Below are 13,653 nucleotides of genomic sequence, written 5' to 3'. Positions count from 1 at the left end.
CTAACTCAATTGGAAGTTTTAAATGCAAATGAAGGTTTCGACATTAAAAGCAAAATCTGCATTATTTGATGTTAACAAGATTAAAGGATCTGAAAATAAGATTCTGACAGCTACCAAAGACATTCGCAAAGACTACGATTCTAGCCGTGGTTTTGGTTTGGCTACATTAACAGCCATAACGACATACAAAGATCCGAAACAAGGGTTTAAAAGTCGCGATGAATTTGAAAGTCTTCTATATGAAGCATTAGCTCATGGTGCTTCAGATATTTTCATTAGTCCAGATCGCCCCATCACAATGATGAAAGACTTGGAGTTATATTCGTTAACACACCGTATTATCAATCGTGATGAAGCTCTACACATCCTAAGAACGATTGCTGATGAAAATGCCTACTTAGTCCTTATTAATAATAAGTTTATTAATAAGGCATATCGTATTCTGCAGAAAGACGCTTCAGGTAAGGAAACTCGTTATAACTTTCGTGTGAACGTATCTCGAACTTCGTATCGTGGATCTGGAGATTCTTTTCAGATAACGTTACGTACAATTTCTGGCATTCCCCCTCACTTTTCAAAAGTGGGTTTAGATGAAGATTTCATTAAAAGATCGCTACCTCACAATGGTTGCTACATCATTGGCGGTATCACTGGTTCTGGTAAAAGTACAACACTAGCTTCAAATATTCGCTATGTGTTGGAAAATAATACTCATATTCGTGGAAATATTTTGACTCACAACGAGCCTATCGAATACGAGTATGACGCAATTGAAAGCACACACAGTATTGTTAGTCAAAGCGAAATCCCCAATAACTTCGAGACTTTTGCGGATGCAAATAGAGAGGCGATGCGTAGACGTCCTGCTGCAGTTGAAATCGGTGAATTGCGAGATAAAGAAACAATTTCTGCAGCTCTAGAACTTTCTTTAACTGGCCACCCTGTTTTTGCAACGGTTCACGCAACCACCGTAGACAAAATTATTCCACGTATGTTGAAGCGCTTTAAGCATGAAGAACATCTTCAGGCTGCAGCTGACATTATTGGTTCAGTTTATACATTGATTGCTCAACGTCTTGTTAAAGATGTGAACGGCAAGGTATTTGCTGTAAGGGAACACTTAATTTTATCACCTCAACTGAAAGAAGAATTGCTTTTAATTGATGATATTCATGCTCAACAGAAGTTTATTCGAGAGTTAATGATTAATTCTGATGGTTCAGATCCAAACATCAGTAAGAGTTTCAGGAAACAAGCTGACGATCTACTCAAAGCTGGTCGTTTGCATGAAGACTACTATTACAAACTGATTTATTAAGAGGCGAATATGGATGATCAATATGCACACTGGTCGCAATTTAGATTAAATCTAATCCTATGGGGCGGTTTAAACGGATATTTGTTTATACCTTTTCTAGCTGTTGTTATTAAGTTTTCCTTGTTCAAACTTATGCTTTTCATCGGCTTGATAGTAGCAACATTGGTTATTGAAAAAGTATTTAAATACAAATACAGCTATATCCCCTCTGCTCTTAGACGCTTAGTTTTTGGGGGCAATAAATACACTAGACGCGGTAGAAGACGTTACTCGTTGTAAATCTTGAAAAATTGAAAGGTAAACTTATGAAAAATACTCAAAATGAAAAACCAGCGATTGAAGAACGTTATATTGTTCTAGGTATTGATGATGGACATGGCGGTACAAAGCTTTATGCTGGTCTAGATCAAGATGGAAATGAAATCAAACTGACTATTCCTAGTATTGCTTATTCAGGAAAAGTCCTCACTGGCGAAGAGGATTCTACTGACTATTATGTGGTTAAAGTTAATGAAAACTTTTATACAGTTGGTAAGAAGATCAATAGTAGTGTTCCTCTGGATACCAGAACAGACGAATACCCGACATCTGAATATAACAAGGCACTAATACACCAGGCAATTAAGGCCTATATTGACCATATCGGAACATATGATGGTAGAGCGTTTGCAATCGCTACTTCACTTCCTGTTAGTCGCTATTACACACCTGAAAAAACCAAAAACATGCCACTTATTGATATGAAAACTAATTTTCTACTCAATGGTGATGTTTGCTTCAACTTAAAAGATCATAAAGCTGGTAAACCGCTTAATATCATTAAAAGACATATTGTTAAATGTGAAGCTCAAACAGCTTATTTTAATGAGATTATTGATGTACACGGAAACGGTTCAGAAGATAGTGATCTTTTAATAAGTTCTGAATGTGCTGTAATCGATATTGGCGGTAAAACCACTGATATTGTAGTCACATTAGATGGAGGAAACATGCTTGATGGCCATCGTTCTACATCACGTAACCTTGGTATTCTTACCATCTATGAACGAATCACTAGCTTAATTCTTGAATCTGGCTATAAAACAGTTAACGCTAACTGGCTAGATTTCGCACTAAAATCTGGAACTTATGGTATAGGATCTCAAGCCAAAGATATTACAGATTTAATTCAGCAAGCTAAAAACGAATTCATGATCGAATTAAATAACTTTATCTCTAAACAGATCGGTGGAGGCGATGATTTAGCATTAGTATTATTTTGTGGAGGCGGTGCAGCTTTTCTTGAAAAAGAGATTAAAGAAAAGTACGACTTACCGAACGTAAGAATCGCTGAATCACCAGAGTATGCCAATGCTAAAGGTTTATATAAGTTAGCTAAATACATGTATAAAATGTACGCAGAAATCAAATGACAGATTCAAACTACATACAACTATCCTATCAATTAATTCACTTAACAAGAGAAGATCTTGATGTGATTAGTAGTGTTAATAGAAATCTACCAGGTCTAGACTTAAACGCTTTTAGTTTAAGTCTGCTGTATTTAGGATTTATCTTTTGTACTGACAAGCAGAAGATTTTTCTAAATGCGCCAGTGCAAAATGAAATAGACGAGACGTTTGCACAGCCTGTACGAATGAAAATAGATAAAAATGCAAATCAAAAACTATTTAATTCAATTAAAAAACATCCTCAAGGAAAGCTTCGTAGAAATTACATAACTGCTGTTTTACATGCTGGTATAGCGGTTCTAATTGAGCTTTCATACCTTTATAAGTTGTATGAAGTTAATGAGGATATGGCAAGCCTATATTCTGTCAATTCTTTCCTATTAAGGTTTGGCTTAAGTACTTGTGTTGAAACATACACCAAGTTTAATACTGCTTACTATGTGTACGATATTGAATATCTTGAAAAAAAGTATCTTGATCATATATCCATACAAATACCAGAAAGTAGTAAGGAGCAAATTGAACAATCACCTAAAAAGCCCGTAACTAATTCTATCAAGAGCAAGGAGGTTCCTGTTCAAAAAGCAGTTAAGATAAAGGAAGCTAAACATACTGAACATAAAAACATTCAGGACCACTCCCCTACCGTTGAAACATCTCAAAATACCGAAACGTCCGAAATTAACAATGCTAAACCAAGTCAAAACGTATCTGAATCAAAACCAGTAACCAATCCAAGTAGTTCGGATTGGCTTAACCAGACTTTTAATCCAGATCTATTATAAAAAAAACCGGCAATGCCGGTTTTTTTAATTCAAAGTTTTGAAACTTCAATCATTCAAGCTCTTAAAAAACTCTTCAATTTTTCTAGCTTTCTCTTCTGTAATATCTGCATCCAAGGCTACTCGCAACTTAAGTACACTCTTACCTTTGGTACCACATTCAGAACTCATAGAACCAAATTTAACGCCCTTATCTGTCTTAAAATCGAATTTAATCTTACTCGGTTGTTCTTCAGTAGTAGCTTCTTCAGTTTTTTCAGGCTTAGTCGCCTTATTTGCTTTTTCTTCTTCACTCAAAATAGCTATAAATCCTTTATGACGCTTGCCCGTGGATTTAAATTCTTCAACGTATTTATCCCATTCTGGTCTTAACAAGTCGAAAATTGCTTTTTCAGTTTTAGTTTCTAAAGCTTTATTTATTGCGGTATTCACTTCTTGAGCAATATATCCAGAAATTAGCTCAGGATCTTCGTTCAAAGAGTCCAAAATGAACTCAGGTAAGTCTAGAATATATTTGAGACGGAAATACTTCGACTTATCAATCGCAAATTTTTCAGTAACAAATTCATAACTTTCAAAAGGATAACCAAACTCTTCACATAATTGCTTGATTTTTAATATGCTTTCAAAATCTGAAAGATTTTGTCTAGCAGTATTATCCAATAAAGCTGTTATAGCAGCTTTATCATCATTCATAGATGTTTTAACTAAAGCAGTAATTCTCTTGAGCTTTAAAATCTCTTTAATTGCTCTAAAACGTCTCTCACCAGCAATTAACTCGTAACGATTACCCTTCTGTCGAACTGTAATCGGGTTAATTTGTCCATTAGTTTCTATATCAGCAGCCAAAATTGGCAACTTCTCATATACACGTTTATTCATGATACGTGGTTGATAAGGTGATGGATCAATTAAATCAATGTCGATTGATTCTAAATGAGATCCGCTAACAATATTTTTTGTTTCTCGCTTAGCTAGTGGGTTAAGACTCCCCTCTTCTATGGTTGGAGTCGCTGTATTTTCTTTTACATCAGTAACTTGAGCATCACTCCCTGTTGCATTAGCAACAGATGTTTTTTTCATGCTTTTTACTTTATCTTTAAAGTTCATATCAGCACCTTATAATTTTTTGTATTCAGAAACCATTAGATCTACAAGTTGATTAATTGCTTGTTTTGCTGGTGTTTCTTTTCCAGCATCCAGATCAAATACGGAACACTTAACATATGATGCTTGACTAAAAACCGTAGCATTTGGAATACAGATTAATTCCTTATTTACCAGTTTTTCTTGCAATTTTGGTTGAGCATATTCATTGCGAATATCTTCAGCCAAGGTAAGATCCACTGTATTACGCTTGTTATAAAAGTTTAGTACTGGCGATAGAATTTTTAAATCTGGATTGCTTGTCTCTAAGTCATCCATAGAGTTAAGTATATCTTCCAAACCCTGAATACTGTATTCACCCTGTAATGGAATTAATAAACTGTTTGATGCTAACAAAGCATTAAAAGTTAGAGTTTCCATTCGCGGTGGACAATCTAACAAAATAAAGTCGAAATCCCCTTTTATCTTTCTTAATACACTTCTAATAATTTCATTAGGAACTGGACTAGAACGCTGAATATTGATTTCAACATCACGAATGTTATTAGCACAAGCAATCAAAGACACATTTTCAAAGTTGGTTTTATCTGGACCTTGTATAACATCGTGAATGTTAATTGTTTTATAGTTTTCAAAAATATCTTTTAGAGTGCCATCTATATCGTTAATATCTGGAACATTTGAAATATGTTTTGTTGCATTACGTTGGCTATCTAAGTCGATTACTAAAACCGTATAACCTAATTTTCCAAGCTTAGCAGCACAATTCACCGTAGATGTTGTTTTGCCCACACCACCTTTAAAGTGGATGCTTGTACAAATATAAGTTTTTCCTGAGTTCTTTTCCATTTTTCAATCACCTTTCAAGTAAAGTCAAACAATACAATATTTGAAAAATATTTAAAATACTTTTTCACTTTATTTTTAATATATTTCAACTTTTTCAATCTATATGCCTAACATGTGTCCATATCTTATGTGTTTTTCATTATCAGACTGATAACAGCTTTAGATTCCTTGGCGTGGTTTTTTTCATTATCAGACTGATAACAGCTTTAGATCCCTTGGCGTGGTTTTTTACATTATCAGACTGATAACAGCTTTAGATTTTTAATCGTGGATTTTTTCATTATCAGACTGATAACAGCTTTAGATTTTTAATCGTGGATTTTTTCATTATCAGACTGACAACAGCTTTCGATTTTTAATCGTGGATTTTTTCATTATCAGACTGATAACAGCTTTAGATCCCTTGGCGTGTTTTTTTTCATTATCAGACTGATAACAGCTTTAGATTCCTTGGCGTGGTTTTTTTCATTATCAGACTGATAACAGCTTTAGATCCCTTGGCGTGGTTTTTTTCATTATCAGACTGATAACAGCTTTAGATTCCTTGGCATGGTTTTTTTCATTATCAGACTGATAACAGCTTTAGATCCCTTGGCGTGGTTTTTTCATTATCAGGCTGATAACGGTTTTTCGATTCTAAATCGTTGATTTATTCATTATCAGACTGATAAAAATGGAGTTGCCAAGAAGAGGGGAGGGCTTACTACTACTTACAGTTAAATAAATGAGTAGACGTTGTGAAATGTACAACTGAAAATGATCTATATTAGCTGAGTAGGGGAGTACCCTATTCAATAAAAAGACTACCAACAATATTTATAGAGAAATTTATTATATAGGCGGTTAATCCACTTAAATGTCTAGTAGGGGAGGGCTTCTTATTCATTCTTTTTAGTATTTGACCAAGAATACTGGCTTAGTGTTGAGATTGACCTGATTTAAGCTTTAAAAGGTATTAAATGCCACTTTAGTCAAGAGCTTAAAACCAGACTTAAAATCCTTAAAAGGTTTAAGGGGAATTAGATTAAAACCAATATTAACTATATAATACCCAACAATACACATATTAATAGGCTATAAAATGGCAGATCCAAAAGATAAGCTTGTACATGAGAATCATATTTATATATTTACTGTTGTTATGGTTTTAGTGGCTTTTTTGGCTGTATGGTTTGCTTATAAACCTCAAATTGTAGGGTTTTTAGTATACACAAAAGGCATTTTAATTATTCCTCTATGGTGGATACATAGCATATTCAAAGCTATCGGGCTTAACTACGTGCCTTTACTAAGTGAGTTGGTGTATTCAACAGAACACCTATGTAAACCAACAAACAATTGGCTTCCATTATTTTGTCAAAATAAGTTTAGCGAAGTCACTATTTTTCAAATTTCAAAAGCCAGTCAAGCATGGAATTTATTAATATTTTTGCTGGCAACACCTTGGATAAAGAAAGCTTATGACCGCTTCAACAGCGAGCATCCAGCACGGGGCTTTATCAAAAGCATGAACCTAGAAGAGTTCATAGAGGAACAAATTCCAAACCAAAGACACTTACAGGTTTTTGGTCCATTAGACTTGTCAAAATATGATACGAACAATGGTCATTTTAAAGCGCTAGATTCAACTTATGAGTTTGCAAATAGGCATGAGTTAATTACAGGAACTAAAGAGCGCCTTGTGAACATTACAATCAACGGAGTAACGAAAGAATATAATGATAAAAGTGAAACAGTACCTATCATAGATGAAGAGAAGTTTTTAAATGTCTTACGTGAACAACTAGGGGATCTTTGGATAACCCTTGATAATTCAAAAGAAACATCACCCGATGAATTATCGTATTTATCCGATGTTGATACAATTTTGCTAGCTTTGTATTTACCAGTAGCATGTGCAACCGATGAATCTATGGATGATGAAGAGTTCCGTAAAATCAAAAAAGATTCAACAACATTAATTAATTACTATTGGGATATTTGCACAAAAAATATACCTAACAACTCATTGTTTGCAATTGAAAATCAGTATGTTGAGGGCGATCGTAAGCTTGTAGGGTTTAATTTTGATTTCCTTAGAAAAAGAATTCACAAATACATTAAACATCCCGTTGCTACTAAGATTTTTAAAAACCATGCATATGTAAGAACTATTTTGTGTGAGGTTGTATTAACAGCAAGACAACTAGGTGTAATGCCACCAACAGATATACGCTGGTTAAAACTATACAATCGAACTGCATACGCATTCATACAGAATATTGGTAGACCGTCTTTGTTTAGTGAGGGTTTAGGTCCAATCTCGCATTATCTAATTGAGGTGAAATTAGGGAAGCCATTAGAAGAGCCAGACTTTAACATTGGCCTTGTTGGTTTTGAATACGAATTATTGAGTTTTGCCATGACTGAAGCTAGACAAAAAGCTGCTGAAGATGTGAACAGTATTATTCGAGTAGTAGAGTTTACGGACAAGGAATTAAACAACGGATCTTATAACTCTAAAAACAATGATAAAGATGATTTTAAGTATAGTGACGATCATGTTTTTGATATGGTGAGCGTAGAAATACCACAGGATGAAATACAAAAAAACAAGCAAAAAGGGTTTTAGTCTTAAACTTATAAGTTATAATTGACCGGTATTAAAACACCGGTCTTTTTTATTTAACTATTTTTTTAAAACCATATTTTAACTATACTGCTAAAACATGGCTTAAAAGGTAATACTCTAAAATGCTTTTAAATAATTTCACTAAAATAGTAGCAAGTTGCGCTATTAGTATTATTACAATCTCTACTTACGCTGCACCATCTCAGGACCTTACTTCTAAGATGCAAAAAATGGGCAAAGTAAAAGAAGTTAAACCCTTTAGTGGAGGTTTAACTTCTTGGATTCTTGAGGCACCTAATGGGAAAAATGCGGTGTTTTTTACAACATCCGATGAAAAAGTCATCTTACATGGTACAGCTTGGGATTCTGCTACTAAAAAAAATATATCTGAGCCTCTTAAATTAACTGCAAAAAAAATGAATACACCAGCACGACAACCAACAGCTTCCGTTGGGAATTTGGCCAGTGCATACAATCATCCAGTCTTTAAAGCTGTAAAAACGCTTTCAGGGTTTAAAGAGGGGAAAGCGAATGATAACAACACTGTTTACATCATTTACGATCCACGCTGTAAATATTGTCACGAAACATTCAACCTTTCTCGCTCATACGTTAAAAGCGGTGCAACTATTAAATGGATTCCAGCTTTAGTTCTAAACCAAAGTGAAAACGGAAAACAATTAGCAGCTGGAATTCTTCGTAAACCATCTGAAGATACTATTAATAAAACCTTTAATGGAACAGATGAAGAAATTAACTCAATTAAAGTGATTCCTACACCACAGGAACTTGCTGAGTTGGATAAACACTTAGGCGCTCTTCAATCTATCTTCTTCTATCACGAAGATATTGTTGCAATGCCAAAAGAAGATCGTGAACAGCGAGAAGCAATTCGTAGCGCTGGACAAAAGCCACAGCCACTAACTGCTGGTGTACCAGTTGCTATCTTTGTAAATAAAAAGACTGGAAAAGTTGAAGCTCGTAGAGGAACTTCAGAAACAGCCACTCTTGACTATATTTTCAAATAAGAGGGAATTGAGATGAACAAAACTCAATTGAAAGCTTTCCAATCGATTGTCGGAAACTTTTCACCTTATTTCTCTAAGATAAACAATGAGTCTATGTTTTTAGATTCTGACCTTTCTGGAGATACGGATAGAAATCGCCAGGTGAGCATCTTCAATATAGATGCAAAGGCCACGGATCTACTATTAACGATCAAAGGATTTGATCAGGTCGAGAATAATTTGTTTAGAGGACAAGTTTTCTTAAAGTCTGACGAAAACACAGAAATTCTTATAAGTGAGCCATGCTATTACTTAAACAAAAGCAAGGTTCGTTTCAGTACATATGAACTTCAGAGCTACATAAAGGAAGTTTGGCATCAAGCTCTAAATGAATATAAGGCTGATGTTACAGACAGCCCTATACGTTCTAATGAAGAAAAATACAGCTTATCTTTAGCAGATAGATTCTCTAGTTTTAAAACGTCTTGGCCAGCTATGGGCATTGTAGCTGCAGTAGTTGTTTTTGCTGGAGGCGGTTACTTTTTAGGTTCAGGTACTAATGAGAAAAATGCATCTTCAGAAACAAGTTCGCAACAACTAAGCACATCTGATAACCCTGAACTTGACGGTAAAGCCTTGGCTCTTAAAAACATGGGGTTAGATCCTAACTCAATGGCTTTTGATAACTCATGCTTTCAAGAAAAATAAGGTGAATTATCTATGAGAGCTAGACGAATAGAAAACCTTGAAGCATTACAGCTAAAGGCCTCAGAAATAGCACAAATAACCGTTAAAGAGTTGGAAGCACGACACTATTTAGTTTGGTGGTTGAGCTCATATGACCGAAACATGAAACGTGGCTATAACAATGAAACCATTTGCTTAAGCACCTATCAGGTGAATGAGTTTTGTTTTTCATATGCAATCACAAGCGAAGTTGAAAAGTTTTATTTACTAATACAACCCGAAAATTGGTTTTTAAATGATTTAACTTTCGAGTCTGCTTCTATAGATGAAAAAGGCTTAGTTTTAAATTTAGCTGAAGTAAATGATCAGTTATTCAAGCTGTATATATCGCGAATGCAAATCAGATTTAATCTTGATGAAATTCATGCTGAACGTTTAACACACGCAAAGAAATATGCAAAAGAACTGGTCTTTATTCAATACAACCCACAGAAAAATCAGGTCATGAATGTAGGTGTTTCTATCAATTTAGAAAACAACACAATCACTCGAAAATCATCAAATCAAACGGCAAAAAATAAGCGCTTGAAAGGGGCATTCTAATGAAGAAATCAAACTATTTTAAGGTAATTGGTGCAATAGCAGTTTCAACAGTTGTTTCACTTGCTTATGCTGGCTTTACTGAAATTAATAGTTCTGGAGACATTGTATCTAAAGACAGTGCAAATGCTTTACGCACCAGTTTTTCAACACCAAATCAAAATATACCAGCGCCATTACGCACATATTCACTATGGGATAAGATCTCAGAGACAACCAAATATAATGGCACAGTACAACCAAAGCCAACACCTGTTGCAATTGAGAGTACATCTTCTCAAGCACAAAATATTCAAAGCAAGAGCAATATTAATGTGGCTAACATAGAGAGCCAACAGGAAATCAAAAGATTACAGGCAGCACTAAAAGAGAAAGAAACTGAGAATAACAAGCTCAAATATTCAAACCTTGAGATGCAAGTGCAAGTAGTTGAACTAAAAAGCGATATAAACGAACTGAAGCAACAAGTTAACTTTTTAGCAAGCCAGATGCAAATTGTTGAAAGCGATGTGCTTGTAATGAAAAACAAAAAACCAAGTTCTTTTTTAGCACGAAATTAAGCAATGGTTGTGAAGAAAATTACTCAAAAACCTACCAGTGAACAGCAACGAGCAATTGATAAAGCAACACGACTAAAAACCAGTTTTAAATTGATTGCTTTTGCTGGTACTGGTAAGACTACGACATTGATCCATTGTAGTAGTGCTTTGCAACAACTAGGTAAGCTTGGACTATATCTATCATTTAATAAAAAGATGGCAGATGAAGCTAATCAAAAATTCGCTGAATATGGGCTGAATTCAGTCACATGTTCTACATTCCATTCTCTAGCTTACAGAAATATACCTGGTTGGCTGAAAAATAAGATTAACAAACCTACGTTACTTCCTAAAGATATTGTTCAAAAGTTTAAGCTTGAAAACATTCGATTTCAGTACAACGGGAAAAACCGACAACTCACCGATCTAACATTAGCGCTGATTATCCTTAATACATTACGTTATTTTTGTATGACAGTGGATCAGACTGTTACCAATGATCATGCTTACATAGCTTTAAAAGAACAAACATCAATTAAGCGCAATGACGTTCTTGAAGATAAAATCACTTCAATTGCGAAAATGATCTGGAATGATGTAGTTGATCCAAACGGTGATTATGGTATTACACACGATTACTATCTCAAGTGGTGGGTACTGCAAAAACCACAACTTGATTTTGATTACGTGATGGTAGATGAAAGCCAAGATAGTGACCAATTAATACTAGACGTACTCAAACGTCAAAAAGCAAAAGTTATTTTTGTTGGAGATCCATACCAAAGCATATATGGCTTTAGGGGTGCGAAAGATATTTTACAGAACCTAGATCTTGAAGCATTGTACTTAGAACAGTCGTTTCGGTTTGGTAATGCAGTTGCAGATATAGCTAATCTACTTCTCAATAAACTTTTTGGTGAAACCAGACAGTTAAAAGGTTTACCAAGTAAAACGTCAAAAGTTACCACTTTCAGTACATCAAGTTATGCACCATCTTCATTGAACGCGATTATTTGTAGAACAAATGCTACGGCTTTTGAATACTTTTTTAAGTTTCATGGCTACCTTAATGGCGAAAAGAAAATACGTCTTGAGGTTGATGGAAAGCGCAGTAAAGATATTTTCAGTGGGATTTTTCAACTGAGAGCAAATAAACGGCCAACGTGTAAAGAGCTTCAAAACTTTTCTTCCTACCAAGAGCTTGTGGACCATATACAAGTGTTTGGAGAAGTGGAGGGGGCAACTACAGAATTAAAAACCTTTCTGGATCTAACAAACCAATACTCATGGCAAGTGATTGAGTGGGCGTTAGAAAATAGTATGGCTGATGATGAAACTGACCCAAAAAACACTTTGGTCATTAGCACATCACACAAGAGTAAAGGTTTAGAGTGGGATAATGTCCTAATCGCAAAAGGCTTTAACTATAAAATTCTCGATAAAAAGCTAATGATTTCTGCAGATGAAAAACGGCTGTTGTATGTGACCGTAACACGAGCCAAAAACATATTATTTACAGATGGCATTAATGATTTATTGGAACACTTAAATTCAAAAAATACGGAGATTTCAAATGCCTAATCAAGTTGAAGTTCTGCAAAATAGAGTGTTTCAGGCATGTCACAATGCTAGTTATATTCGCGGAGAGTTTCATCACGAACCGTATATCATGGAGCTTGTTAAGAAAAAGGGCTCACAGGTCGCAGATATAATCACACCACTTCTTGAAATGTTTCATCTAATTGAAAAGGAAACAAAGTCAATCTTTAGTTTCACGGAAGATTTTAATTTCAAGCAACGCCATTTTGAACCAGGTGTTTATCTCAAAACTAAAGAGATATTAAATGGTGTAGAAACGTTCGATGGCCTGGCTATCGTTGATATTCCTTCAGGATCTTTTAGAAGCATTGTCATAGATTCAGGCGGTGGAATTGCTTCAAGTAAACATACAATTGAGCAGTTTAAGGAATTAAAGGGGAGATATTTAATTCCATTTTATTTTGATGGAATATATGTGCACCCTCACTGTTATACATATTTTTTCATCGAAAATGATATTAAGAGGGTGATGCCCCTTGAGGCTTATGATTCAAGCAAAGTAGGAAATGAGCAAAACATGGGCTTGCATTGGGTAGAAGAAGCAATTGAATACGGTAATCTTCACTTTGGGTTTGAAGTTGAAACACCAGATACCGAAACAATTATAGAAAAAGTCTAAAACCAAACGACAAAAAAGGGCATCTTATAGATGCCCTTTTTATGTTTTGAAATTAATAAGAAAGGTCGATTGCCACTTGTGCTAAAGATGTAAAAGCAGAGGATTCACACATAAAAGATTGACGAATAAAAAACGATGGATTGTATGAGCTCACCATAGTTTGACTATCACAGTTTTGGCTAAATTTAATATGTTGTGTATTGATTGCTTGCCAAGCTGCAGCATTCTTTTGACTTTCCGCACGAACGTCTTTGATGAAACGTGTTAATGATTGGTTGTATGGTGTATTGCACTTAAGTTCTGGTGAACCGTACTCAGAATCACGCGCTTCATTATAATTAAACACGCATTTTTGATACTCAGCTTGTACCTTGTTATAAGCTTGAATAGCTTCAGCTTTGGTCTTATAACCAGCGTTGGCAGATGACGTAATAATGGTAGCAGCACATAACAAAGCTAAACTTAAAAACTTTTTCATAACCTG

General features: G+C 34.8%; 14 protein-coding genes. 11 read left to right on the top strand and 3 right to left on the bottom strand.

Translation table 11 applies throughout. The annotated features are described in order from the left end of the window. Positions 1-22 precede the first annotated feature (22 nt). Genes ACY3FQ_RS17755 through ACY3FQ_RS17740 form a run of 4 tightly spaced genes read left to right on the top strand, consistent with a single transcriptional unit; the run spans position 23 to position 3,554 of the window. Complete coding sequence (locus ACY3FQ_RS17755; RefSeq protein WP_024160788.1) at positions 23-1,318, top strand: ATPase, T2SS/T4P/T4SS family; 1,296 nt, start codon at positions 23-25, stop codon at positions 1,316-1,318. 9 nt (positions 1,319-1,327) lie between these two features. Continuing rightward, positions 1,328-1,597 (top strand): hypothetical protein, encoded by a 270-nt coding sequence (locus ACY3FQ_RS17750; protein WP_005005884.1) that lies wholly within the window; start codon positions 1,328-1,330, stop codon positions 1,595-1,597. Positions 1,598-1,623: 26 nt separating this feature from the next. Then, positions 1,624-2,730, top strand: coding sequence for a ParM/StbA family protein (locus ACY3FQ_RS17745; RefSeq protein ID WP_099143562.1), 1,107 nt, complete (start codon positions 1,624-1,626; stop codon positions 2,728-2,730). Then, positions 2,727-3,554: a hypothetical protein gene (locus ACY3FQ_RS17740; RefSeq protein WP_044110986.1), complete on the top strand. Its 828-nt coding sequence runs from the start codon at positions 2,727-2,729 to the stop codon at positions 3,552-3,554. The genes ACY3FQ_RS17745 and ACY3FQ_RS17740 overlap by 4 nt, the downstream gene beginning before the upstream one ends. 45 nt (positions 3,555-3,599) lie before the next feature. Here ACY3FQ_RS17740 and ACY3FQ_RS17735 read toward each other — a convergent pair whose 3' ends face one another. Beyond that, complete coding sequence (locus tag ACY3FQ_RS17735; protein ID WP_024160785.1) at positions 3,600-4,661, bottom strand: ParB/RepB/Spo0J family partition protein; 1,062 nt, start codon at positions 4,659-4,661, stop codon at positions 3,600-3,602. Between the two features lie 9 nt (positions 4,662-4,670). After that, positions 4,671-5,507: a ParA family protein gene (locus tag ACY3FQ_RS17730; protein WP_005028640.1), complete on the bottom strand. Its 837-nt coding sequence runs from the start codon at positions 5,505-5,507 to the stop codon at positions 4,671-4,673. A gap of 1,081 nt (positions 5,508-6,588) precedes the next feature. Here ACY3FQ_RS17730 and ACY3FQ_RS17725 point away from each other — a divergent pair. The 7 genes from ACY3FQ_RS17725 to ACY3FQ_RS17695 all read left to right on the top strand — a co-directional run bounded on the left by ACY3FQ_RS17725 (position 6,589) and on the right by ACY3FQ_RS17695 (position 13,169). Then, positions 6,589-8,118 carry a secretion/conjugation apparatus DotM-related subunit gene (locus ACY3FQ_RS17725; RefSeq protein ID WP_489774563.1) on the top strand — a complete coding sequence of 510 codons (1,530 nt, stop codon included), beginning with the start codon at positions 6,589-6,591 and terminating at the stop codon, positions 8,116-8,118. Between the two features lie 122 nt (positions 8,119-8,240). Continuing rightward, the gene (locus ACY3FQ_RS17720; protein ID WP_005028646.1) at positions 8,241-9,146 is read left to right on the top strand and encodes a hypothetical protein; all 906 of its coding nucleotides are present in this window, start codon (positions 8,241-8,243) and stop codon (positions 9,144-9,146) included. Positions 9,147-9,158: 12 nt separating this feature from the next. Next, positions 9,159-9,833, top strand: a complete 675-nt coding sequence (locus ACY3FQ_RS17715) for a hypothetical protein (protein WP_005028648.1) — start codon at positions 9,159-9,161, stop codon at positions 9,831-9,833. A 141-nt stretch (positions 9,834-9,974) separates the two neighbouring features. Next, positions 9,975-10,415: a hypothetical protein gene (locus ACY3FQ_RS17710; RefSeq protein ID WP_228254382.1), complete on the top strand. Its 441-nt coding sequence runs from the start codon at positions 9,975-9,977 to the stop codon at positions 10,413-10,415. Next, positions 10,415-10,972 carry a hypothetical protein gene (locus tag ACY3FQ_RS17705; RefSeq protein ID WP_005028652.1) on the top strand — a complete coding sequence of 186 codons (558 nt, stop codon included), beginning with the start codon at positions 10,415-10,417 and terminating at the stop codon, positions 10,970-10,972. The genes ACY3FQ_RS17710 and ACY3FQ_RS17705 overlap by 1 nt, the downstream gene beginning before the upstream one ends. Before the next feature lie 3 nt (positions 10,973-10,975). After that, entirely contained in the window at positions 10,976-12,532 is a 1,557-nt protein-coding gene (locus tag ACY3FQ_RS17700; protein ID WP_005028656.1) for a UvrD-helicase domain-containing protein, read from the top strand. Then, on the top strand, positions 12,525-13,169 hold the full coding sequence (locus ACY3FQ_RS17695; protein WP_005028658.1) for a hypothetical protein: 645 nt from the start codon (positions 12,525-12,527) through the stop codon (positions 13,167-13,169). The genes ACY3FQ_RS17700 and ACY3FQ_RS17695 overlap by 8 nt, the downstream gene beginning before the upstream one ends. A 52-nt stretch (positions 13,170-13,221) precedes the next feature. On the opposite strand, the gene ACY3FQ_RS17690 is transcribed toward ACY3FQ_RS17695, so the two are convergent. Further along, positions 13,222-13,647, bottom strand: a complete 426-nt coding sequence (locus ACY3FQ_RS17690; protein WP_005028662.1) for a hypothetical protein — start codon at positions 13,645-13,647, stop codon at positions 13,222-13,224. Positions 13,648-13,653 lie beyond the last annotated feature (6 nt).

It is taken from the genome of Acinetobacter sp. AB03, from assembly GCF_058107045.1.
Note: the sequence above shows the minus strand (reverse complement) of the source record. Positions and strands in the feature narration are given on the sequence as shown.